The following is a 25037-nucleotide window of genomic DNA, read 5'->3' on the forward strand; positions in this document are numbered from 1 at the left end:
TACTTACTCCTTATTTTAATATTTCTGCTACGCGTAACTTGGCGCTACGTGCTCGATTGTTTTCGTTTAAATCGTCATCAGTAGCGGTAATCGGTTTACGATTCACTCGTTTTAACTTAGGTGTATATGCTTCAGGAATAACAGGTAGACCTCTTGGTACATCTGGACCTTTCTCAAACTCTTGGAAAATTTGTTTACACAAACGATCTTCCAAAGAGTGGAAAGTAATTACTGATATTCTACCTCCGACCTTCACACATTCAATGGCTTGCTCAACTGAATCTTCAAAAGCTGACAACTCATCATTCACAGCAATTCGAATAGCTTGGAACACGCGTTTTGCAGGATGTCCCCCTTTCCGTCTTGCTTTCGCTGGTATGCCTTCTTTAATGACATCAACTAGTTCTAAAGTTGTTTCAATCGGTTGTTGTTCTCGGTGGGCTTCAATTCTACGTGCAATTTGTTTAGAAAATTTCTCTTCGCCGTAACGATAGAAAATCTTAACTAATGCTTCATAAGACCATTGATTAACTACTTCATATGCAGAAAGTGATTGTGTTTGATCCATTCGCATATCAAGTTTTGCATCATTGTGATAACTGAAACCTCTTTCAGGCACATCCAATTGAGGACTTGAAACACCTAAGTCATAATAAATACCATCTACTTTATCAATTTCTAATTCATTTAAAATATTTGTTAATTCTCGAAAGTTGTTATGAACAAAAGTGACTTTGTGCAAATGTTCTTTTAAAACTTCTTTCGCATTTTCTATGGCTGTTAAATCTTGATCAATCGCAATAAGTCTACCTTTATCATTTAATTGATTAAGTAAATAGAGGGCATGTCCTGCTCCACCTAACGTACAGTCAACATACACACCATCTTCTTTAATATTTAAATAATCAATGGTTTCGTTTAACATGACGCTCACATGATGAAACATTTAAATTCCTCCATTTAAAAATCAAAATCTATTAAATCTTCAGCAATGTCTTCGAAACTTTCTTCAGATTCATCATAGAAATCATTCCAAGTTTCTCTGTCCCAAATCTCAATACGATTTGAAACACCAATTACTGTACATTCCTTACTTAAATTGGCGTATTTTCTTAAATTTTGCGGAATATTAATACGCCCTTGTTTATCTAATTCTACTTCTACAGCACCTGAGAAGAACATACGCATAAATTTACGCGCGTCTTTTTTTGTCATAGGTAAGGTTTTCATCTTCTCTTCAATTTGCTGCCATTCTTCTAGAGTGTAACCAAATAAACATTTATCAAGGCCTCTTGTGATAATAAAACGTTCATTTAGATCATAACGAAACTTGGACGGTATAATCATACGTCCTTTTGTATCCAATTGATGATCGAATTCTCCCATGAACATTTTTTATCACCTCACCTTATTTATAATTTACCACATCTCCCCACTATCCTCCACTAATTATACAAAAAAGGTGCAAATAATTTGCTCAAACACAAAAAAACCCGTTTTATCTTTAAGATAAAACGGGTAAAAACACTGTCATATCAATGTTTTATAATCAAATGATCAAACGAGTAAGAAAGTGGTGGATAGGTGGAGGGACTGAACACATCTATCCCAAAATCATTCATAATTTGAAGTGGATTCCAAACTCTTTCTTGTAGACCACCCATTGGATGGAGTGTTTCACTGATTTCTCTAAACTGTCGCATACTTATATCATTTTCTCTTTCAATATTCAGTAGGTATCGTTTGATTAAATAATCGTATTGATTGAGATGAATTTGATTATTTTTTTCTAAAAGAAGTTGGTTGTCATGGTTATTTTCCACATAAGTTAATAAATTATTATAAAGTTCTTGTTGCTGAGTTTTCATTTCTTCTACTTCATTTATAAAATTATTTGACGCTTTTTCACGAACAAAACGTTGACGTTCCTGTTCTACTCCATTTGCAATGACAGACTCTATTGATAAATTATATTGTTTTAATAACTTTTTAGTTCTAGCATACAAATACGTGATTCTTAATCTCGGCATAACAATAGGCATTTCTACATTTAACGTATCAAAAACACCTTTTAATTCTGCCCAATATTTGATTTCGCTTGGACCTCCGATAAATGCTACTGTGTTAAACAACCATTCCTCTACAACTGGACGTGTAACAACATTATTAGAAATTCTTTCAGGCTCTCTTTCTATGATATCTAACAAATTTTGTTTCGTGTAACGTTTCTCAGTTTTATTCAGTTTAAAATAAGTGCCATCAAAATTTAAAAGCTGTCTCATTCCGTCTTCATGGATAAACAAATGCGTGTTTGTCTCTGTTTGTATCATTGATGGAAGTTGTTGTTGAGTTGTTCGTATCTGAGTTTCACGAAAAGATTGATCGACTTGATCCCTCTTTTCTAATATCTCTTTAAACAACGGTTTCTCCATCTGTCTTAATTCAGGGTATTGAGCATCAATGAGTAGAATGCCATAGTCCTTAAACACTTCATGTATCAATCCCTTAAAAATATCAGTCCATGAATCATATTGATTAATAATATTGACGCACATTTGATAAACATCTTGAGTATGTACAGTTTCCTTTATTTCTTTAAAAAAGTGATTTAATGATGCTTTTAATTCGTTCTTATCAGGAGTATATCTTAAAACATTACTATCTGGTGGTGTCATCGTATGATACTTTACTTTTTTCAAAGTAGTTTCTTTATTATTGAATGCATACGTATGATTTACCTCTTCAAAATCATGGTCCTCACCAGCAATCCAAAACACAGGTACAATAGGCGTATCGTATTTCTCAGAAAGTTGACGACTTAAAGTTATAATTGAGAAAATCTTATGAAACGTATACAGTGGACCCCCAAAAAGACCAGCTTGTTGTCCACCAATCACTACTTTTGCACCATCAGCTAAAGCATCTATGTTATTCAGTTGCTGATGTGTTAAATTTAATTCATTCATGTAAGATTTAATCACTCGTGATAAATGAAATTCCCTTCCGTTATTAGGTGTTTTTAATCTTCTATCAAAGCTTTCTTTTTGCGATGCATCATATTCATAAAAAGATGTAATTTGAGATTCACTATTTTTTATTTTATTAATGAACTGATCTTGTTCAGTTAACTTTAACGTATTACACTTCATGTTTTTACTCCTTCATTATCACTATTCCTCATATAGTATAAAGATTATATTTCTTATTGACAATTTAACGGCTTATACATTAATTTATCTAAATTTTTGACAAAACAACTAAGTATGATTATTAAATGAAAAAGCATTTTAAAGAGGGTATAATAAAATAAAGAAACAAAGGGGGAAACGATATGGGTGAAGTTAAACATTTACAAATCAACTACAAAACTGATGAGCTTTTCGCTGATTTCAGAGAATTTGGTAACAAGAACCTATATATGATTGAGGAGCTAAAGGGACAAATGATTGATGCAAGTTCCGATTCTCCTTTTTATGGAATTTTTGTTGGTAATAAATTAGTTGCGAGAATGGCACTACTTGATAAAGGAGAAGTAGAAGAAACTTATTTTCCTAATAGCAATGACTATATTCTACTTTGGAAATTAGAAGTATTAGATACTTACCAAAGACGTGGATATGCTAAGCAACTATTAAACTTTGCTAAAGAAAATAAAAAACCAATTAAAGCTATTGCTAGAAATAACTCAAAAGCGTTCTTTTTAACACAAGGTTTTAAAGATGTAGCAACCAAAAATCCTGAGGGGCACGACATCCTAATATGGAATCCATAATGTCGTAACAATAATATATCAATTAAACTGAGCCAACACTTGTAGTGATAAATTTTACAAGCGTTGGCTCAACTTACACTTCTTCAATTGTCTTTTTCTCTCCTATTCACTCAACAATGTGAACCATTTCTGATAAGTCATTAATGATATAATCCGGTTGAATAGACGTATGGTTTTCTTTTTGTCTGATATTAAACCAACATGTTGATATATTAGCATTTTTACCACCTAAAATGTCAGACGTTAAAGAATCTCCCACAATCAGAGTTTGATTCCTGTTATTCTCTCCGATATGTTCAAACACAAAATCGAAGAACTCTGTCATCGGTTTTTGAAATCCAGTTTGTTCAGATATAAAGACGTCTTGAAATATTTCATTAAATTGTGTCTGAGCAATTCGTCGTAGCTGTGTTTCTGTTACACCATTGGTTACTATATATAGAGAATGATTTAATTTTAATTGTTGTATAACTTCTAATGTATGATCAAATAATTTAACCGGTGCCTTTGCCAATTCATCTCTAAAGCACTCATCAGCTTCTTTTCCATTTACATGAATATGATAGTCATTAAAATAATTAATAAATCGTTGTGACAGCACTTCATCTTTAGTCAATTTATTTTGTTGAAATGCTTCCCAATGGGCTTGGTTCACTTTCCTAAAATGTTCGAAATCCTGTTGACTTGGCTGATGATTATATTTCTGCGCTAAATTATAAAACGCTTTTTTCTCAGCATCATAAAAATCCACTAATGTATCGTCGAAATCAAATAATATATTTTTGAATTTCATATTCAAATCTCCTATTTATTAACAATCTTTTTTAATAAAATAGTAACAAATAAAATGGCACAAAAAAAGACCAGAGCATTCGCTCTGGCCAATAATTAATTGTGTATTAGAAACCGAAGATTTTACCTAATACGCTAACGCCACTTTCTACGATGTCAACGATACTAGTTCCTAATTTAGTCCAATCTTGATCTTGTGCTGCTTTTACTGTATTTGCAATAGCTTCTGCTAATTTTGACATGTTTATCTCTCCCTAATTAATTATTTAAATTTATATTTTAAAAGACTATGATTAATTAAAATCCGAAGATTTTACCTAATACGCTAACGCCGCTTTCTACGATGTCAACGATACTAGTTCCTAATTTAGTCCAATCTTGATCTTGTGCTGCTTTTACTGTATTTGCAATAGCTTCTGCTAATTTTGACATGTTTATCTCTCCCTAATTAATTATTTAAATTTTAAAGTTTTAATTTTTAAATTATTGACCTAATAATTTAGAAATAACACTAATACCATTTTCAACAATACCAGCGATGCCTGAAGCTAATTGAGACCAATCTTGGTTGATTCCTGCATCTACTACACTTCTAATTGCGTCAAATAATTGTTCCATTATTCAAAACTCCTTTAAATAAATTTTATTATTATGCGAGATCGTTGATGATGAACTAATTTCCCAAAAATCGATTCACCATATCAACGCTACTTTCTATGATGTTAACAATACTTGCCCCTAATTGAGTGCCATCGTTAGTGATGGCTGCTTCTAAGATGTCTTTAAAAGCGTTAAATAATTTCATTATTAACACTCCTAAATGAGTTAATAACTCCAAAACGATTGGATACGATTGCGATTCGTTATCTCTATCGTTTTGTTACCTTTACTATAAAGTTAATTTGACTCAATTTGTTGCATTTTTCATACTAAATAATTAAGAGTTCCTAACTGTTAATTTTCTTAGGTTTTACAACAGTTAGGCATGCACAACTGTATTGCACTCTATTTTATTGATATAAACATATAGGATTTTATATCAAATTAACATTTATGTATAAAAACCTCTATTATAGTGAAAAATATAAATAATTTTTATTAGGTACCTATTGCTAAAAGACATATATTTAGATATAATAATTCTTGTGTTGAAAATGTCCTGGTAGCTCAGCTGGATAGAGCAATGGCCTTCTAAGCCATCGGTCGGGGGTTCGAATCCCTCCCAGGACGCTATAAAAAAAGGAGTCTCATTGAATGAGGCTCCTTTTTTATTATGTAAAATACAATAATATAATTCAACAGAGATTAAAACCCGCTATATATTACAAAAGAGCAAACTTAATAAGGCGTAAACATCACGTAAGTTTAACTTAGCCATCGATGACCACATCATTAATAAACCTGAAACATTTTAATGTCCCAGGTTTATTCTTTATATAAAAGTTTTGCTCTTATTATTCCTAACTGTCTAATATTCAATCTTAACTGTTTCGATGACCTGATTTTCTCTATTTCTAAAATTCAAAATGATGGTATTTTCATGATCCTTGTATACGAGCTCAGCAAAAGTTTCTTCGATTTGACTACGTGATTGAGAAATACTACCAGGATTAATTACATGGATGCCACCTATTTGCTCATATTTTGCCACATGTGTATGTCCATAGAAAGCAAACAAACATCCTAATTCTTTTGCCTTTTCAGCAAGTTTCATTCGTGTTTGGTTTACTTGATAAAGATGACCATGAGTATAAAAGGCACGAACTCCGTTTTCTTCAGTGATTGCTTCTTCTAAAAACTCTGGATAAAAATCACAATTACCTTTCACACGCTGATACAAACTAAGTTCTGTGTCATTATAACTAAATTCAGAATCCCCTAAATGTAAAAATTTATCTGCATCTTTATGTAGATCATAAATATGATATAAGATACCTGTTTCTTTGTGATTATCACTAAGAATAATCCACTTAGACATGTTGTTCACCCTCTAAATATTCTTTTAACAATAGAATAGCATTTCCACGATGACTGATTTTACCTTTTTCATCATTTGTAATTTCCGCCATCGTTTTATTTAATTCTGGAACGAAAAATATTGGATCATAACCAAAACCATTTTTTCCATGTCGTTCAGTTGTTATCACTCCGGAAACTGTTCCTTTAAATGTTTTTGTTTTTTCATTAGGCGCACTCATACTAATCACACAAACAAATTGAGCACGACGGTCTTGAACATCTTCTAAGTTCGTTAACAACTTTTCAATATTATCTTCATCATTCTTACCTAATCCTGCATAGCGCGCTGAATATACGCCTGGTTCCCCATTTAATGCGAACACTTCAAGTCCACTATCATCTGCAATGACACGCTTATTTAATGCATGTGCTGCCGCTTCGGATTTTAACTTAGCGTTTTCTTCAAATGTGGCACCTGTTTCTTCTACATCAAAATCTTCAATCAACTCAGAAATTCCAATAACATTTTGATTTTTAAAAATAGCTTTAAAATCGTTTATCTTACCTTGATTATTAGTTGCAATAACAATATCTTCCATATCATTCTCTCCTTCTATGAATCATTTACAGTTATTCTTTTGACTTCAACTTTCATATTTAACCATTCATCAATAATATTTTTAATATGTGTGGTGTCACCAGTCGCAAAAAATCGATGTTGGGGATGTTCTGTGTAACTGGCATGCTCATTGCTAAACGTGAGTAATGCACTTACTTCTCTTGCTGTTTCTAAGCCAGATGAGATAACTGTTTTAGTACCACTAAAATATTCATAAATAGGCTGATATAACAACGGATAGTGTGTACATCCTAAAATAACCGTGTCCGCATCACTGTTTCTCCATTGCTTCAACGTTTGATGAATCACAATATTAGTGATTGTAGGGTCTTTATAGCGCATTTGTTCAACTAGAGGAACAAAGCCCGGGCATGCAACACTATAGACATTCACATTTGGATTTATCTTTTTTATATGTGTGCGATACGCTTCTGATTTAATTGTTCCTTCGGTTCCTAAAACTAATACATTTTGATTTTTTGTAGTCATTATCGCAGTTCTTGCTCCAGGTTCGATAACACCAATGACAGGAATAGGTAATATGTTTTGTAAATAATCTAACGCAACTGCCGTAGCAGTATTGCAAGCAATAACCAGCATTTTTATATCAAATTCCATCAATTTTTGAGCTAGTTCCGTTGTGAATTTTTTAACTTCTTCTCCTGGTCTTGGACCATATGGACAACGTGCTATATCACCTAAATAATAAATAGTTTCATTTGGTAACTGTCTCATAATTTCTTTAGCAACAGTAAGACCACCAACACCTGAATCAATGACTCCAATAGGTTTATTCATACTTCTTCACCCTTATTTTTACAATTACCTTACATTGTATCACAGTATCATATAACTGTAGATATTTACGTTTATAGTTCTTGTAAAGTGAAATTCCTATATTTATTCTACAATCAGCAAAAAATGACCAAGGCGAAGTTGCCTTGGTCACTATAAGCTATATTAATCTACTTGATGGTCTGAACCAAAGAATGATTTAAACATATGGAAAGAGGTTTCTCTATTCATTGCGGCAATTGACGTTGTCAATGGTATACCTTTAGGACATGCATTCACACAGTTTTGAGAATTACCACATTCTTGCAGTCCACCTGCACTCATCAATGCATCTAAACGCTCATCTTTAGTCATAGAACCTGTTGGATGTAAATCGAACAAACGTACTTGAGAAATAGCTTGTGCACCAACAAATTTATTGTTTTTTGTGACATTTGGACATACTTCTAAACATACACCACAAGTCATACATTTAGACAACTCATATGCAGTTTGACGTTTTTTTTCTGGCATACGTGGTCCAGGTCCTAAGTCATATGTTCCATCAATAGGAATCCATGCTTTCATTCGTTTTAAGTTATCGAACATTCTTGAGCGATCAACTTGTAAATCTCGAATGACAGGGAAAGTACTCATAGGTTCAAGACGAATAGGTTGTTCTAATTGATCAACAATAGCTGAACATGATTGTCGTGCACGGCCGTTGATTACCATTGAACAAGCGCCACATACTTCTTCGAGGCAATTCATATCCCATGTGACTGGTGTCGTTTTTTCACCTTTAGAGTTGACTGGATTTCGTCTGATTTCCATCAAACATGCGATTACGTTTAAATTTTCCTTATAAGGAATTTCAAATGATTCTTCATAAGGTTTTGATTCGCTATTATCTTGACGTTTAATTATCAATTTTACTGTTTTTTGTTTTGGTTGTTGATTTTGACCTTGTACTTGAGTTTGTGGATTACTTTGAGTTTTTGGAGTTTCTTTTAATGATTGATCAGCCATTATTTATTACCTCCTTTAGACTTACTTGTGTAGTCACGCTTACGAGGTGGAATTAAACTTACATCTACTGGCTCATAAGTAAATTCTGGCTTTTCACTTCTACCTTTATAACGAGCCATGGTTGTTTTTAACCATTCTTCATCATTACGTTCTGGGAATTCAGGTTTATAATGTGCACCTCTAGATTCGTTACGATTATACGCACCAATCGTAATCACACGAGCAAGAACCAACATATTCCATAATTGTCGTGTGAAGAATACTGCTTGGTTGCTCCATGTTTGCGTATCTTCCATATCAATATCTTCATAACGTTTCATAAGTTCTTGAATTTTTTTATCTGTTTCAAGTAACTTTTCATTTTCACGAACCACAGTTACGTTAGCTGTCATAATTTCACCTAATTCACGGTGAAGTTTATAAGCATTTTCAGTACCACGCATATTTAATAAATGATCAAATTTTTCTTTCTCTTCTTTAACACGAGCTTCGAAAATACTGTCATCTAGATCTGTATACGATTTTTCAACATTTTCAACATATTTGATAGCGTTAGGACCTGCTACTGTACCTCCATAAATAGCTGAAAGTAAAGAATTAGCACCTAAACGGTTACCACCATGTTGTGAGAAATCGCATTCTCCAGCTGCAAATAACCCTTTAATATTAGTCATTTGATCATAATCTACGTATAAACCACCCATTGAATAATGTACTGCTGGGAAAATCTTCATTGGAACTTTACGTGGATCATCACCTGTGAATTTTTCATAAATTTCAATAATACCACCTAATTTAACATCTAATTCGTGTGGATCTTTATGAGATAAATCAAGGTATACCATGTTTTCTCCATTGATGCCTAACTTTTGGTTAATACAAACATCGAAAATTTCACGTGTCGCTATATCACGTGGAACCAAGTTACCATAGTCTGGATATTTTTCTTCTAAGAAGTACCAAGGTTTACCATCTTTATACGTCCAAATACGGCCACCTTCACCACGAGCTGATTCACTCATAAGACGTAATTTGTCATCACCTGGAATCGCAGTCGGATGTATTTGAATGAATTCACCATTTGCATAAATCGCACCTTGCTGATAAACGATGGACGCCGCTGAACCTGTATTAATCATTGAGTTCGTCGTTTTACCAAAGATAATACCAGGACCACCTGTTGCCATGATAACAGCGTCTGAACCGAATGATTGAATTTCTGATGTTGTCATATTTTGAGCGACAATACCTCTTGCAGCATCTTCTTCGTCTTTAACAATACCTAGAAATTCCCATCCTTCGTATTTAGTTACTAAACCATCCACCTCAAATGAACGAACTTGCTCATCTAATGCATAGAGTAACTGTTGACCTGTCGTTGCGCCAGCAAATGCTGTTCTATGATGTAGTGTACCGCCAAAACGTCTAAAGTCTAATAAACCTTCTTTCGTTCTGTTAAACATAACCCCCATGCGATCTAACAGATGGATGATTTTAGGTGCAGCATCAGCCATTGCTTTGACTGGTGGTTGATTGGCCAGGAAGTCTCCACCATAAACAGTATCATCAAAGTGAATCCACGGTGAATCTCCCTCACCTTTAGTATTAACAGCACCATTTATGCCACCTTGTGCACAAACAGAGTGCGAACGCTTTACCGGTACAATGGAAAATAAATCTACATGTGCACCTTGTTCTGCCGCTTTAATTGTTGACATCAGACCGGCTAGTCCTCCACCGACAACAATAATTTTTTTCTCTGCCATAGAAATGTCACTCCCCTGAATATTTAAATCTCAAGCCCTACTTTTAATTTTCAGATATAAACTAACTACTAAACAGTTAATCTTTAACGTTTCATAATTTCTTAGTAGTAAATTTATCTATACTCACTTATTTCAAAATGAAAATTCGTATACTTATATAAACGCAATAACAGCTGCAACACCAATATAAGAAATCACTAAAAATACTATGAGTGAAATCCAAGTAAAAACACGTTGTGATTTTTTAGATTGTAAAAAGCCCCATGTTACACAAAATGACCATAAACCATTAGCAAAATGGAAAACAACAGCAATGACACAAATAATGTAAAAGATTGCCCATAACGGATGTTGTAATGTTTCATGCATTAGATTATAGTCCACAGATTTACCATAAAAAGCTTTCTGCAAACGTGTTTGCCATAAGTGCATTGCAATAAAAATAAATGCTAAAATACCACTTACACGTTGGAAGAAAAACATCCAGTTTCTAAATAATGAGTAATGTCCGATGTTCTCCTTAGCAGTGAAAGCGATGTGTAAACCGAACAAACCATGGTATAACAATGGTATATAAATAAGTATAAATTCCATCACAATAAGGAATGGTAAAGATTCCATAAATCCTGACGCTCTATTAAAAGCTTCAGCACCTTGCGTTGCTTGATGGTTTACCATTAAGTGTACAATTAAAAATGCACCTATCGGAATAACCCCTAATAACGAATGTAATCTTCTAAGGTAAAATTCATTCTTTGATTGAGCCAAAAAGAGTCCCCCCTGCGAAACTTATAATTTAAATTGCTAATTCTTAGAAACTTGTATGCAAAATGCCCTAAAGTTTTACATAAAAGACCAGCGTTGATTTACTTTTTTATTTAGTACTTGTCTTTATAATTAATATCGACCTATACACAAGTAGGACTTAAAAAAGTAAAAAGCCAGTCATTGAGCAGTAAGTTTAAAGATTTGGAAATCTATTAGTTGTGACAATTAACATGAAGTGATAACTTTTCTCATTTAGAAAACGCTTCCATACAACTTTAAAAAAATTAGCTTTTGATACGTACATTGTAACATTAATTTCACAATTTTTGGGCATGAGAATGATTCTCATGCCCACTTTTTAATAATTATTTGTTTTGTAACGCGTTTTGAAGGTTTTTAGCAACCTTTTCAGGCAATCCTGCTTGTCTTAATTCATCAAAAGACGCTTCTTTCATTTTCTTAATCGATCCAAACGTACGTAATAATGAAGTTTTTCTCTTAGTTCCAATACCATCAATGTCATCAAGAACAGATTTCAGACCTGTTTTTTGACGTGTTTGTCGGTGGAATGTAATTGCAAATCGATGAACCTCATCTTGTATGCGGTGTAATAGATAAAATGCTTGACTATTCTTTTTTAAAGGTACTATTTCAGCACTTGCTCCATAAAGTAGTTCAGATGTTTGGTGTTTATCATTTTTTTGTAAACCAGCAACTGGTATATCTAGCCCAAGCTCATTTTCGAGTACATCCATCACACCATTCATATGACCTTTCCCACCATCAACTATTATTAAATCTGGTAGAGGTAGCCCTTCGTTAAGTACACGAGTATAGCGTCTACGAACGACCTCTCTCATAGATTTATAATCATCAGGTCCTTCCACTGTTTTAATCTTATATTTTCGATAATCTTTTTTATGAGGTTTGCCATCTACAAATGTAACCATTGCTGAAACTGGATCAACACCTTGAATATTTGAATTATCAAAAGCTTCAATTCTTATTGGTGTTTGGATACCCATACGCTCTCCTAGTTCTTCAATTGCTTTGATGGTTCTTGACTCATCTCTAGCAATTAATTCAAATTTATTATCGAGTTGCACTTCAGCATTGTGATTCGCTAAATTAATCATGTCTTTTTTAGCTCCTCGTACTGGTTGAACAATCTTAGTATCTACCACCGACTGAATGATATCCTTATCAAGATTTTTAGGTACATGAACTTCTTTAGGTATTAGATGCTGATTTAAACTATAAAATTGACCTATAAAAGTATAAAATTCTTCTTCCTCTGTTTGTTGTATTGGTATCATTGTAGCATCACGTTTAATCATATTACCTTGTCTAACGAAGAAGACTTGAACACACATCCAGCCTTTAGAAACACTATAACCAAAAACATCTCTAATTGTATTATCCGAAGACATAATCTTTTGTTTTTTAGTTAAATTGTGAATGTGTTGAATCATATCCCTATATTCTTTTGCTTGTTCAAAATCTAACTGTTCACTCGCTTTATTCATGCGTTCTTCTAAATGATTCAAAATTGTTTTATCTTCCCCATTTAGAAAGTCCGTAATTTCTTTTGTCATTTGAGCATACTTCTCTAAATCAACATCATAGACACACGGTCCCATGCATTGTCCAATATGGTAATAAAGACACAGCTTATCTGGCATATTATCGCATTTTCTAAATGGATAGATACGATCAAGTAATTTCTTTGTTTCTTGTGCAGAATACGCATTAGGATATGGACCAAAGTATTTACCTGAATTCTTTTTTACAGTACGAGTAACAAGTAATCGTGGGTGCTTTTCTTTGGTAATTTTAATAAAAGGATAACTTTTATCATCTTTTAATAAAATATTATATCGGGGTTGATACTGTTTTATAAGATTAAGCTCTAGCAGTAGCGATTCTGTCTCACTTGATGTCACGATAAATTCAAAGTTACGTATTTCTCCAACTAAACGGGTTGTTTTAGCATCATGTGCGCCCGTAAAATAAGAACGTAGACGATTTCTTAAACGTTTTGCCTTCCCCACATATATAACCTGATCATTTCTATCTTTCATTAAGTAACAACCCGGCTCTAAAGGGACTACGTTTAATTTTTCTTTTATTTTCTTTTGATATTCCTCCAAAGGGCTCCTCCTTTCCATTATCAAATTAATTAATGAAAACAAAATAAAGCTGGAGCAATTACTCAATGTAATGCCCCAGTCTTTATTTATGTTAATCTTATAGATGTTTATCTAATACTTCTGCTAAGTTTTCTTTAGGTTGGAAACCTACAACTTTATCAACTGGTTCGCCATCTTTAAATACAATTAAAGTTGGGATACTCATTACTTCATATTTCGCTGCAGTTGATGGGTTTTCATCAACATCTAATTTTAAGATGTCAGCTTTACCATCATAGTCTCCTGCTAGTTCTTCTAAAACTGGTGCAATCATTTTACAAGGTCCACACCAAGTCGCCCAGAAATCAACTAATTTAACACCAGATTCAATTTTGCTATCAAAATCAGAATCAGTTACTTTTACGATTGCCATAATGCCAATCCTCCTTAATTTTCAATGATGAACAAATTATAACAGAGATTAATCACCTTTGCATTATAGATGCTCTTAACAAACATAGCGAGTTTAGAGCGACTTAACACATTAGTTATTATGGTAATGTGCGCCCTTGTCCTTTCGTTAAACTTTATACTTTAAGTTAAGCACTGTTATTAAATATTTTTAATACTGAGTTCTATAAAATCGTTCATTTAATTATTCAGATATAGTCACATTACTCATATCTAAAGGTTACTTGAGTTCTGCCACAGTGACACCAAATCCACCTTCACTAGGCATACCTCCCCTAAATTGTCTAACGCTTTTATGTTTTTTCAAATGTTGTTGAACACCTTTTTGAAGTGCCCCCGTACCTTTACCATGAATAATATAAACTTGTTCGTAATTGCTTAAAACCGCCTGATCAAGATATTGATCTAATTCATTTAAAGCTTCTTCGTAACGATATCCTCTTAAATCTAGTTCTGTTTTAATAGTTTGTCTATTTTGTCTTGTTACCATTTTTGTAGGTTTTTCTTTTTTCTTTTTCGTTTTTTCTAAATCTTCAATAGGTAATTTCATTTTAATGATTCCCATTTGTACAACTGCTTCTTCGTCACCTACAAGTTCAAGCACTTCACCTTTTTGACCGTAAGATAGAACTTTCACTTCATCTCCAGTATGAATCGTATCATACTTTTTCTTTTGAACATGTTGCTTAATTGATTTTACCTCATATTGATCATCAAGTTGTTTCTTTTTATCAATTAATTCATGTTCTTTTACCTCAGCGCCCTTATGATCTCTTAGATTTCTAAGTTCTTTAAGAATTTCGTCCGCTTCTTTAGTCGCAGATTTCACACGCTGATTAGCTTTTTCTTTAGCTTCATCCATCAATGATGTCTCATAATTTTGATACTGTTGGTATTGTTTAGACAAAGCATCGTGGGTTTGCTGTGCTTCCCTCACAAGTCGATCTAATTCTATACGTTGTTGATCAACACGTTTTGAATTTTGTTCTAATGATTCAATCATGGCATTGATCTCTTGCTCGTCTGTCCCTATCATTGTCTTAGCTTTATTAATGATGTTGAGACTTAGACCAAGTTTTTTCGATATATCAAAGGCATTAGATCTCCCTGGAACACCCATTAATAATTTATAAGTCGGGCTCAGTGTTTCAACGTCAAATTCAACGCTTGCATTCATGACACCTTCACGATTATAACTATAAGCTTTTAATTCAGGGTAATGTGTTGTTGCCATAACTAAAGACCCTAAACGGCGTACATAATCTAAGATACTCATTGCGAGTGCCGCACCTTCACTTGGATCTGTACCTGCGCCTAGTTCATCAAATAAAATGAGACTATTTTGATCTGCATCTTGTAATATTTCTACTATATTTTTCATGTGAGATGAAAATGTTGATAATGATTGTTCTATAGATTGTTCATCTCCAATATCACAATATACATTTTCAAAGATACTTAATTGACTTCCATCCAGTGTAGGAATTAACAATCCTGATTGTGCCATGACAATTATCAATCCTAGTGTTTTTAAAGTAACCGTCTTACCACCCGTGTTTGGTCCAGTAATTATGACTGTTTCTACATCGTCAATAAATTCAATTGTATTTGCTACAACAGTATCTTTGTCTAATAAAGGGTGAAATGCATTAGGTAAATATATAGTTCGATCCTCTTTAAATGTAGGTTTTGTCCCTTTTATAGTGCGCGCATAACGAGCTTTAGCAATTAAAAAATCAATTTGACCCATAACCGATTCAGCAATGAGTAATGCGTCAGCTTCCGCCGAAACAAATCCCGTCAATTCAGTCAATATACGTTCACGTTCAACTGCTTCATCATTACGCAAACGACTGATTTGATTATTCATCTCTACAACAGAATTCGGTTCAATATATAGTGTTTGTCCTGATGCCGATTGATCATGAACAATACCATTGAAATCTTGTCTATATTCAGCTTTCACCGGAATAACATTGCGATCATTTCTTACTGTTACAATTGCATCAGATAGTTTTTTTTGATTCCCTTGATTTTTCACTATTCTATCTAAATTTTGACGAATTCGTTGGTTTGTTCTTGAAATTTTACTTCTAATACTTTGTAAAGTATAACTTGCATGGTCAAATAAATCGTGTGCATCACATTTTTCATTAATTTCTTTAAATAAATCTGTAAGTATCGGTAGATGATTCATTTTATCATGCAGTATAGGATATTTAACCTCTTCATCTTCTTCTAGCATTTGATTGTAAAATGTTTTAAATTGATTTTGCACTTGAACTAGGCGTTTAATTCTGTTTAATTCTGCCACATTTAAAACGCCTCCTATGCTGGCCCTATGAACAAGTGGAGACACTTTTGCTAGACCACTTAAACTTGGTAATCGATGCTTGTTATAGATTTGTGAAATTTCGTCTGTTTCATTCATTTGAAATTCTACTGTATCAAAATTACTAGCGGGAGCCATCTCTTGTACTTTTTCACGACCTAGATCACTTATAGTTTCATCTGCCACAAATGATTTAATCTTTTCAAATTCCAAGACATCTAATGTTTTTTGTCTCATGCAATCCCTCTATTTCTTATATTTATTCGTTTCAACAAATGAGCGAAAGGCTTCCTTCGTCATTGTATTAATGACCCTCTCTTTATTGACAAATCCTTTTTGTGCAGTAGCAACACCATATTTCATGAAATCAAGATGATTTGTATGATGAGCATCCGTATTAATTGTTAACTTAACCTTTGGATATTTACGAACGATTTCTGCATTTAAATCTAAACGATGTGGATTTGCGTTAATCTCTAAAATTGTATTTGTTTCTTCGGCTAAATTCATTAACTTTTCAATATTAGCTTTATAACCTTTTCTACGTCCAATAATACGACCGGTTGGATGAGCAATGTGACGCACATATGGATTTCTACATGCTGTTTCCAAACGTTTCATGATTTCGTCTTCAGATTGATTAAAGCTTTGATGAATAGCTGCGATAACATAATCAAGCTGTGCCAATACTTCGTCATCGTAATCTAATGTTCCATCAGGTAGAATGTCCATTTCTGTTCCTGAATATATATCTATTTCCTTATACTCTTCATTTAATTGCTTTATTTCTTCATTTTGTCTTAGCAGACGGTCGACTTGTAATCCATGAGCTACTTTTAAACTTTGTGAGTGATCTGTAATGACCATAAATTCATAACCTTTTGCAATATTTGCCTCAATCATTTCTTTAATCGAAAAGGCACCATCACTATATGTTGTGTGCATATGCAAATCTCCATTGATGTCACCTAATTGAATGATTTGACTCAGATCTTTATCAAACTCACTACCGTCTTCACGCATGGCAGGCGCAATCCAATCTACACCAAAATGATGATAGATCGCTTCTTCACTTTGTAATTGTAATAGCTTACCATCTTGTTGTTCGATACCATACTCACTAACCTTTTCGTCACGTGCTTTTGCTAATTGTCTTATTCTAATATTATGATCCTTCGAACCGGTGAAGTGTTGTAAAGTATGGTAAAAAGCAGCAGGTTCTATCAATCTAAAATCAACACCAATCGTCTCATCATCATAAGCTAATTCCAGAGAAATTTTAGTATCCCCAACAGCAACATCTTTGACTTTATTCGGAATACGGAGTAATTGTTGTTGAACTTTTTTAGGCTCTGATGTACTAATTATGAAATCTAAATCTTTACTCATTTCCTTATATCTTCTAAAACTACCAGCAGTTGAATATTGTTTAACTCCTTCTAGCTGTTCAATAAATTTTACAATTTCTTGGTTGAGACCTCTCATTAGCTCTATAGGATAACGATCCTTTTTAGCACCTATCGCCTTCACTGCTTCTAAAATGTTTTGCTCTGTCTTTTTTGCAAAACCGTTTAAAGCACTGACTTTACCTTCTTCACAGGCTTTTTGAAGTGTTTCTTTATCAGTAATTTGAAGTTCTTGATATAGTTTTGCTATTTTTTTACTGCCTAATCCCTGTATTTTCAACAGTGGCACTAACCCTTCAGGTACTTCATCTTGAAGTGCTTGAAGAGTCGATGATTGACCTTTTGTTTTAAATTCATTAATAACTTCTCCTACGCCTTTTCCAATGCCTTTAAGTTCTTTTACATCATCAATCTCTTCTAATGTACGCTCATCAACCTCTAAACTTTGTGCAGCTTTTCTATAGGCTGAAACTTTAAATGTATTTTCTCCTTTTAGCTCCATATATATAGCTATTTTTTCTAATAATTGAATTACATCTTTTTTTGTCATCAATATCACTCCATAAAAAGAAGACCAGGACATAACATTAACGTTCGAACTTGTCCTGACCTCATGTCATTACTTTATAAATTTAAAATAAATTGTGATAAATAAGGAATTTGTTCAATCACAACTCGACTTAATAGCGATTGAGATAATTGGTACTGTATAAATGAATGCGGATATAGCGATAATAAATAAAGTCCAATTTGTAAATATATAAAAACCGCTATGATACTCAAAACGACACTCGATATCCGACTTACTAAATGTATCTTTTTATACGTTATTATATTATCAAATGTAACAACAACTAGATACAAAATAAGCTTACACATACCAAATATTATAATAAATGCTATCACTTTTTCAAATCTGTATTGCAAATGATCATAAGGTATAGTATAGACCATATCAAACGCCACTGTTTTAGGAAATGGCACAAAAACAACTAAACGTTGCGCAATAGATTGATAATATTGTGACGCAATAAATAAAGATACAATTGAAGAAGCAAAATGCAATATCGATAACCAAATACCTCTACGAAACCCTATCACTATAAAGTAACAAATAATAATAAGAACAACTATATCAATGAGCATTTATTCATCTCTTTGTTTTAATTGATTTATTTCTTGCTGTAATCGTCTGTTCTCTTCTTCTAAAATAACTTTCTCATGCATAATATTCACAGATGTTAAAATCGCTTTTCGAGTTGTATCTAAACCTGCTGATTTTTGACCTAATTCTTGCATTTTTTCATCAACAAGATGTGCTACATAACGAATATGTTCAGGGCTATCTTCGCCAATGATTGTGAAATGTTGATCATTAATCGTAACATTTATTCTATTTTTAAATTCACCCATACTAATTTCTCCTGACCTTGGATTAAAATGATTTTAACTTAAACAATTATTCAAATTCCAATTTATTAAATTGTAAATTGTAGTATTTTACATAATTTTACTTATCATCAAATATTATACATGAGTGTAAATACCAATGTAAACGTCTGTTATTAAAAGATAATACAGATGACATATTCAACAATATCATTTAAGACTATCTTCAATATTAAAATTTGATAAAATATAAAAGAGTACAAAAAAGAGAGGATTCAATTAATGGGAAATGTAGTATACAAACTCACGTCAAAAGAAATTCAATCATTGATGGCTCAAACTACTTTTGAGACGACGAAGTTGCCTCAAGGTATGAAAGCTCGTACGAGATATCAAAATACTGTTATCAATATCTATAGTTCTGGCAAAGTAATGTTTCAAGGTAAGAATGCTGAGCAAGTAGCGAGTCAATTGCTACCAGATAAGCAATCAACAACTGGCAAACATACATCATCAAATACAACTAGTATTCAATATAATCATTTTCATTGTATTGGTAGCGATGAAGCAGGCAGTGGCGACTATTTTGGTCCATTGACTGTGTGTGCAGCTTATGTGAGCCAATCACATATCAAAATCTTAAAAGAACTTGGTGTAGATGATTCAAAAAAACTAAACGATACTAAAATCGTCGATCTTGCAGAACAGCTCATTACCTTTATCCCGCATTCTTTATTAACATTAGATAATGTTAAGTATAACGAACGACAAAGTCTAGGATGGTCTCAAGTTAAAATGAAAGCTGTCTTACATAATGAGGCTATCAAAAATGTGATTCAAAAAATTGAGCAAGATCAACTGGATTATATTGTTATTGATCAATTTGCAAAACGAGAAGTTTATCAACATTACGCATTATCAGCATTACCTTTTCCTGACAAAACAAAATTTGAAACAAAAGGTGAGTCTAAATCACTAGCAATCGCGACAGCAAGCATTATTTCTCGCTATGCATTTGTTAAACACATGGACCACATCTCTAAAAAACTACATATGGAAATCCCAAAAGGCGCAAGTAATAAAGTAGATTTAATTGCCGCTAAAGTCATTCAAAAATATGATATTCAACAACTTGATACTATTTCAAAAAAACATTTTAAAAACAGAGATAAAGCAATTCATCTAATAAATCAAAAATACAATAAATAAAAGGACTTACGCACTAGTATTTATTACTAATGCGTAAGTCCTTTATGATAATTATCTAATAATAGCACCATGCTTTTTAAGTGCTTCTAAAATTTTATCATGCACAGCATTTACACGTTCATCGGTAAGTGTGTTTTCTGTATCTAGATAACTAAGTCTAATTGCAATAGATTTTTTCCCTTTTTCTAAATGTTCACCCTCGTATACATCAAATACGAGTGTATCATTTAAAATATCTTCACCATTCTCATGAATAATGGATAACAATTCAGAAGAAGTAACTTCATGATTAACTTCTAATGCAATATCACGTGTTACACCTGGAAATCTAGGTATAGGCTCATAATTAATATATCCTACAGAAACTTCCATCATTGCATCATAATTAAGTTCAAATACATACGTGCGCTTTAAATCATTGTTAGCAGCCAACGTAGGGTGTAGCTCACCTATGAAGCCAATATCTTTACCATTAAGTGACACAATTGCTGTTCTTCCTGGATGTAACCCATCTATTTGACCAGCTCTAAAATCGAATTGAAGATTAAGCTTTTCAGCAACACGTTCAACAATACCCTTAGTTAAATAGAAATCAACGGGCTCTTTCTTGCCTTGCCATTTGTTATTAACAAAGTCTCCAGTTAATATACCGCTCAAGTATTCTACTTCATCTGGTAACTCACCTTCACCGTTACCAAAGAAGACACGTCCGATTTCATATAACTTAACATTTGTATTTTTACGAGCAACATTGTATGATACTGCATCAATTAAATGCGGCAATAAACTTTGACGTAATGTGGAATGTGCTTCACTCATAGGCATAAGTAATTCAATTGTAGAACGATTTTGTAATGCAAAATCTGTAGCATGATTTTTTGATACCAATGAATAAGTAATAGCTTGGTCTAGCCCAGCGCCCTCAAGTGTTTCTTTAACAGTACGCGTTTTAAACTGTCGATCTGTTAGTTCTCCACTTGTAACATCTTTAAATACAGGTAGCGTTGATGGTATGTCATCGTATCCATATATACGCGCTACTTCTTCTATTAAATCTTCTTTAATAGAAATATCTTTACGTCTTGATGGAACATTCACGATAATGTCACCATTTTTATTTTCAGTTTTAAATCCTAATTGCTCAAAAATATCAATGATTTCTTCATCAGTTAAATTAAAACCAATTGTACGGTTAACTTTGTCAGCAGTGATTTTTATTGGAGTCACAAATGATCCTAAATCTCCATATGAAATTCGATCTTTTAAAACTGTTGCTGAAGCATATGTTTCAAGTAAATAACAAGCTCTGTCTACAGCTTCATCGACGAATTCAGTTGCAATCCCCTTTTCAAATCGACTCGATGATTCGCTTCTTAAATTTAAACGGCGTGATGTATGTCGAATAGATACAGGATCAAAGATAGCCCCTTCTACTACAACATGTCGTGTTTGTTCAGTGACTTCAGAGAAATCTCCTCCCATAACACCTCCTAATGCTATAGGGTCTTTCCCATTTGTAATGACAATGTCAGTATCTAACAATCGACGTTCTTCACCATCTAAAGTTCTCATTGTCTCATCTTTTTTAGCCTGTCTAACTTCAATAGATTGCGAACCAATTTGCTCTTGATCAAACATGTGTAGAGGTTGGCCATATTCTAAAAGTACATAATTGGAAATATCTACCACATTATTAATTGGACGTATTCCCGCTTTAATTAATCGGAACTGCATCCATACTGGAGAAGGACCAATAGTCACGTCATGAACAACACGTGCACTATAGTAAGGTACTTTATCTTCGTTTTTAACTTCTATTGTTAGTTCATCTTTAGCAGACTCTTGACTTTCATTGCTTGTTAACTGAGGTTTATTCATTTTAGTTTGATATAAAGCTGCGACTTCATACGCAGTACCTATCATACTTAATGCATCAGCACGATTAGGTGTTAAATCAAATTCCATCACTTGGTCATTAAGATATAGTGCTTCTAGCGCATCTGTTCCAGGTTTTACTGCTTCTGGAAATACATATATACCTGATTCATAATTTTTAGGAGTTACATGACTTGAAATACCTATTTCTTGTAATGAGCAAATCATACCTTCAGAGCGTTCGCCACGTAATTTGGCACGTTTAATTTTAACTCCACCAGGTAAACGACCACCAACTTTAGCAACAATCACATGTTGCCCTTCATCTACATTTGGTGCACCACAAACAATTTGAACTGGTTCTTCTTCACCTAAGTCTACTTGACAAATATTTAATTTATCAGCATTGGGATGTGGCGTCTTCGACAAGACATGTCCAACTACTAATTTTTTTATATCTTTTGTATAGTCAATAATATCATCGACTTCAATTCCAGTTCTTGTAATTCTCTCTGCTAACGCTTGAACTGACTGGTCAACATTCACATAATCTTTTAGCCATTCGTTTGAAATTAACATTATTGTTCACCTCTATCTTCTACAGCTTTAAATTGATCTAAGAAACGGACATCATTGGTATAAAAGTGACGAATATCTTCAATACCATACTTTAACATTGCAATTCGATCTGGTCCCATACCAAATGCGAAGCCAGAATATTCCTTAGAATCGAATCCGGCCATTTCTAATACATTTGGGTGAACCATGCCTGCTCCTAAAATTTCAATCCAACCTGTGTGTTTACAAACATTACAACCCTGTCCTTTACATTTGAAACATGATACATCTACTTCAACTGATGGTTCAGTAAACGGGAAATAACTTGGGCGTAAACGAATCTCACGATCTGCACCGAATAATTTTTTGGCAACTAACTCTAAAGTCCCTTTTAAATCGCTCATTTTAATATTTTTATCAACTACTAAACCTTCAATTTGTGTAAATTGGTGGCTATGCGTTGCATCATCTGAGTCACGTCGATAAACTTTACCAGGACAAATAATTTTGACTGGTCCTTGTCCTTTACGTTTTTCCATAGTACGTGCTTGTACTGGTGAAGTATGTGTACGCATTAAAATTTCTTCTGTGATATAAAAGCTATCTTGCATATCACGTGCTGGATGCGATTTAGGTAAATTTAAAGCTTCAAAATTATAGTAATCTTGTTCAACTTCATAACCATCAACAATTTCATAACCTAACCCTAAGAACAAGTCTTCAATCTCTTCAACTGTACGTGTTAAAGGATGCTTTGATCCTATTTCAATATGACGACTTGGCAATGTGACATCAATTGTTTCTTCAGAAAGCTGTTGATTTAATTTCTCTTCTTTGATTAGCTTTTGTCTTTCATCTAATTCACTCTGAATAGTTTGTCTTAATTCATTTACCTTTTGACCGTACGCTGGTTTTTCTTCATTAGGTAAATCTTTCATATTTTTCATTAAGGCGCTAACAGAACCTTTTTTACCTAAATATTTCACCTTTACTTCTTGTAACGCTTGCGCATCATTTGCTTCATTAATATCAACTAAAGCTTGTTGCTTCAACTCAGACATTAGATCATTTTGAGTCATGACTGAATTCCTCCTTATATAGTCCCTTCAATTATTTACAAATCAATACCGCCACTTGTTAATAACAAAAAAGCTTTCATCCCCTGTTCAAAAGGGACGAAAGCTTTCCGTGGTACCACCCAAATTTATGCATGCGCATACACTTGTAAATCTATTGATAACGGAATGACTATTCCGACTTAAATTTCTTTAAGTTACCAAAAAGATGAAAAAATTATTACAAGTTGGAATGACTTTCAGTCTCGATCATTCTCCCTTTTCAACTTTCTAAATAATTTATGTCTTTTTATAGGTTATTATTAATATGTTAAAGCGATAGTAATTTTGAAATTTCATTCATTATTATAGTCGATGATAACATCAAAGGTCAACCTTTCAGCTGATACATTAAGATACTTCCAGCAATAGCTACATTTAAACTCTCAGCTTTGCCATAAATAGGAATAGTAAGATTTTGCGTTGTTTCTTTTAATAAATCTGGGTTGACACCCTCTCCTTCATTACCTAATACAAGCGCAAAATTGGCTTGTGCTTCAACATCATTGAAGCTCACTGCGTTTTCAAGTGCCGTACCATACACTGGACCATTAAATTGATGAATATAATTATAGATGTCATCAAAAATGACTGGTATATGAAAAATACTTCCTTGACTAGCACGTATCACCTTATCTTGAAAAGGGTCAGCCGTCCCCTTCTCCATAACTATCAAATCTAATCCAGCAGCATCAGCTGTCCTAATTAAAGTTCCTAGATTACCAGGATCTTGAATACGGTCAATTAATAACACTTGTTTGGCTTGTGTCTTATCATAAGTTGGTTTTTTTATAATGGCAAAGAAACCTTGCGGTGTAACAGTTCCAGAAAGTGCTTCAGCAACTTTTAGATTAATTTGATACACTTCTTTCGCATAATCAACTATTGAAGATGACATTCTATCGGGATCAACGATAAACAATTGTATTACTTCAATTTGACTTTGATAAGCTTCTTCTATGAGATGAATCCCCTCTATTAAAGCAAGACCTGTTTTATCTCTTTCACGTTTCTTTTTTAATTTATTCGCATTTTTTATTTTACTATTTTGAGCAGAAGTAATTTGTTCCATTA

The 25037-nt window shown here is 33.2% G+C and carries 25 protein-coding genes, 1 tRNA gene and 1 pseudogene; 3 read left to right on the forward strand and 24 right to left on the reverse strand.

Annotated elements, in window-relative coordinates; genetic code table 11:
• Positions 1–10: 10 nt before the first annotated feature.
• The 3 genes from rsmH to bshC form a co-directional block, all read right to left on the reverse strand.
• Positions 11–946: a 16S rRNA (cytosine(1402)-N(4))-methyltransferase RsmH gene (gene rsmH / locus HMPREF3058_RS09270; RefSeq protein WP_002446223.1), complete on the reverse strand. Its 936-nt coding sequence runs from the start codon at positions 944–946 to the stop codon at positions 11–13.
• Positions 947–960: 14 nt separating this feature from the next.
• The gene (mraZ, locus tag HMPREF3058_RS09275) at positions 961–1392 is read right to left on the reverse strand and encodes a division/cell wall cluster transcriptional repressor MraZ (RefSeq protein ID WP_001830185.1); all 432 of its coding nucleotides are present in this window, start codon (positions 1390–1392) and stop codon (positions 961–963) included.
• Positions 1393–1535: 143 nt separating this feature from the next.
• Positions 1536–3149, reverse strand: coding sequence for a bacillithiol biosynthesis cysteine-adding enzyme BshC (gene bshC, locus HMPREF3058_RS09280; RefSeq protein WP_002491406.1), 1614 nt, complete (start codon positions 3147–3149; stop codon positions 1536–1538).
• A 182-nt stretch (positions 3150–3331) separates the two neighbouring features.
• On the opposite strand from bshC, the gene HMPREF3058_RS09285 reads away from it, so the two are divergent.
• On the forward strand, positions 3332–3772 hold the full coding sequence (locus HMPREF3058_RS09285) for an N-acetyltransferase (protein WP_002446220.1): 441 nt from the start codon (positions 3332–3334) through the stop codon (positions 3770–3772).
• Between the two features lie 106 nt (positions 3773–3878).
• Here HMPREF3058_RS09285 and HMPREF3058_RS09290 read toward each other — a convergent pair whose 3' ends face one another.
• From HMPREF3058_RS09290 to HMPREF3058_RS09310, 5 genes are all read right to left on the reverse strand, one after another.
• Entirely contained in the window at positions 3879–4565 is a 687-nt protein-coding gene (locus tag HMPREF3058_RS09290; protein WP_002446219.1) for a YjjG family noncanonical pyrimidine nucleotidase, read from the reverse strand.
• A gap of 106 nt (positions 4566–4671) precedes the next feature.
• Positions 4672–4806: a beta-class phenol-soluble modulin gene (locus tag HMPREF3058_RS09295; protein ID WP_001830095.1), complete on the reverse strand. Its 135-nt coding sequence runs from the start codon at positions 4804–4806 to the stop codon at positions 4672–4674.
• A 55-nt stretch (positions 4807–4861) separates the two neighbouring features.
• Entirely contained in the window at positions 4862–4996 is a 135-nt protein-coding gene (locus HMPREF3058_RS09300) for a beta-class phenol-soluble modulin (protein ID WP_001830095.1), read from the reverse strand.
• A 51-nt stretch (positions 4997–5047) separates the two neighbouring features.
• Positions 5048–5182, reverse strand: a complete 135-nt coding sequence (locus HMPREF3058_RS09305) for a beta-class phenol-soluble modulin (protein ID WP_002446218.1) — start codon at positions 5180–5182, stop codon at positions 5048–5050.
• A gap of 55 nt (positions 5183–5237) precedes the next feature.
• The gene (locus tag HMPREF3058_RS09310; protein ID WP_001830076.1) at positions 5238–5369 is read right to left on the reverse strand and encodes a beta-class phenol-soluble modulin; all 132 of its coding nucleotides are present in this window, start codon (positions 5367–5369) and stop codon (positions 5238–5240) included.
• Positions 5370–5720: 351 nt separating this feature from the next.
• Here HMPREF3058_RS09310 and HMPREF3058_RS09315 point away from each other — a divergent pair.
• Positions 5721–5794, forward strand: a tRNA-Arg gene (locus HMPREF3058_RS09315).
• A 238-nt stretch (positions 5795–6032) separates the two neighbouring features.
• Here the strand turns inward: HMPREF3058_RS09315 and HMPREF3058_RS09320 are convergent.
• The 13 genes and pseudogenes from HMPREF3058_RS09320 to zapA all read right to left on the reverse strand — a co-directional run bounded on the left by HMPREF3058_RS09320 (position 6033) and on the right by zapA (position 19230).
• A complete protein-coding gene (locus HMPREF3058_RS09320) occupies positions 6033–6542 on the reverse strand; it encodes a YfcE family phosphodiesterase (RefSeq protein WP_002446217.1) in 510 nt (169 codons plus the stop codon).
• Entirely contained in the window at positions 6535–7122 is a 588-nt protein-coding gene (locus tag HMPREF3058_RS09325) for an XTP/dITP diphosphatase (RefSeq protein WP_002446216.1), read from the reverse strand. The genes HMPREF3058_RS09320 and HMPREF3058_RS09325 overlap by 8 nt, the downstream gene beginning before the upstream one ends.
• Before the next feature lie 14 nt (positions 7123–7136).
• Entirely contained in the window at positions 7137–7940 is an 804-nt protein-coding gene (gene racE, locus HMPREF3058_RS09330; protein WP_002446215.1) for a glutamate racemase, read from the reverse strand.
• A gap of 162 nt (positions 7941–8102) precedes the next feature.
• Entirely contained in the window at positions 8103–8945 is an 843-nt protein-coding gene (sdhB, locus tag HMPREF3058_RS09335; RefSeq protein ID WP_002446214.1) for a succinate dehydrogenase iron-sulfur subunit, read from the reverse strand.
• Positions 8945–10711 carry a succinate dehydrogenase flavoprotein subunit gene (gene sdhA, locus HMPREF3058_RS09340; protein ID WP_002446213.1) on the reverse strand — a complete coding sequence of 589 codons (1767 nt, stop codon included), beginning with the start codon at positions 10709–10711 and terminating at the stop codon, positions 8945–8947. The genes sdhB and sdhA overlap by 1 nt, the downstream gene beginning before the upstream one ends.
• Positions 10712–10864: 153 nt before the next feature.
• Entirely contained in the window at positions 10865–11479 is a 615-nt protein-coding gene (locus tag HMPREF3058_RS09345; RefSeq protein ID WP_002457415.1) for a succinate dehydrogenase cytochrome b558 subunit, read from the reverse strand.
• Between the two features lie 140 nt (positions 11480–11619).
• Positions 11620–11813: pseudogene (locus HMPREF3058_RS12455) on the reverse strand (hypothetical protein).
• A gap of 31 nt (positions 11814–11844) precedes the next feature.
• A complete protein-coding gene (uvrC, locus tag HMPREF3058_RS09350; protein WP_002486269.1) occupies positions 11845–13629 on the reverse strand; it encodes an excinuclease ABC subunit UvrC in 1785 nt (594 codons plus the stop codon).
• A gap of 97 nt (positions 13630–13726) precedes the next feature.
• Positions 13727–14041: a thioredoxin gene (trxA, locus tag HMPREF3058_RS09355; RefSeq protein ID WP_001830148.1), complete on the reverse strand. Its 315-nt coding sequence runs from the start codon at positions 14039–14041 to the stop codon at positions 13727–13729.
• Positions 14042–14299: 258 nt separating this feature from the next.
• The gene (locus HMPREF3058_RS09360; protein WP_002499347.1) at positions 14300–16648 is read right to left on the reverse strand and encodes an endonuclease MutS2; all 2349 of its coding nucleotides are present in this window, start codon (positions 16646–16648) and stop codon (positions 14300–14302) included.
• Between the two features lie 9 nt (positions 16649–16657).
• Positions 16658–18367 (reverse strand): DNA polymerase/3'-5' exonuclease PolX, encoded by a 1710-nt coding sequence (polX, locus tag HMPREF3058_RS09365; protein ID WP_002486265.1) that lies wholly within the window; start codon positions 18365–18367, stop codon positions 16658–16660.
• A 74-nt stretch (positions 18368–18441) separates the two neighbouring features.
• Positions 18442–18963 carry a CvpA family protein gene (locus tag HMPREF3058_RS09370; protein WP_002446207.1) on the reverse strand — a complete coding sequence of 174 codons (522 nt, stop codon included), beginning with the start codon at positions 18961–18963 and terminating at the stop codon, positions 18442–18444.
• A complete protein-coding gene (zapA, locus tag HMPREF3058_RS09375) occupies positions 18964–19230 on the reverse strand; it encodes a cell division protein ZapA (protein ID WP_001830081.1) in 267 nt (88 codons plus the stop codon).
• Positions 19231–19488: 258 nt separating this feature from the next.
• Between zapA and rnhC the strand changes: the two genes are divergently transcribed.
• A complete protein-coding gene (gene rnhC / locus HMPREF3058_RS09380) occupies positions 19489–20415 on the forward strand; it encodes a ribonuclease HIII (RefSeq protein ID WP_002446206.1) in 927 nt (308 codons plus the stop codon).
• Between the two features lie 51 nt (positions 20416–20466).
• Here the strand turns inward: rnhC and pheT are convergent, their stop codons facing one another.
• From pheT to HMPREF3058_RS09395, 3 genes are all read right to left on the reverse strand, one after another.
• Positions 20467–22869, reverse strand: coding sequence for a phenylalanine--tRNA ligase subunit beta (gene pheT, locus HMPREF3058_RS09385; RefSeq protein ID WP_002446205.1), 2403 nt, complete (start codon positions 22867–22869; stop codon positions 20467–20469).
• Positions 22869–23927: a phenylalanine--tRNA ligase subunit alpha gene (gene pheS, locus HMPREF3058_RS09390; protein WP_002446204.1), complete on the reverse strand. Its 1059-nt coding sequence runs from the start codon at positions 23925–23927 to the stop codon at positions 22869–22871. Before pheS ends, pheT begins: the two co-directional genes overlap by 1 nt.
• 367 nt (positions 23928–24294) lie before the next feature.
• The gene (locus tag HMPREF3058_RS09395) at positions 24295–25035 is read right to left on the reverse strand and encodes a TrmH family RNA methyltransferase (protein ID WP_002446203.1); all 741 of its coding nucleotides are present in this window, start codon (positions 25033–25035) and stop codon (positions 24295–24297) included.
• Positions 25036–25037: the final 2 nt, after the last annotated feature.

Source organism: Staphylococcus sp. HMSC068G11, from assembly GCF_001815825.1.
GTDB classification, from domain to species: domain Bacteria; phylum Bacillota; class Bacilli; order Staphylococcales; family Staphylococcaceae; genus Staphylococcus; species Staphylococcus epidermidis.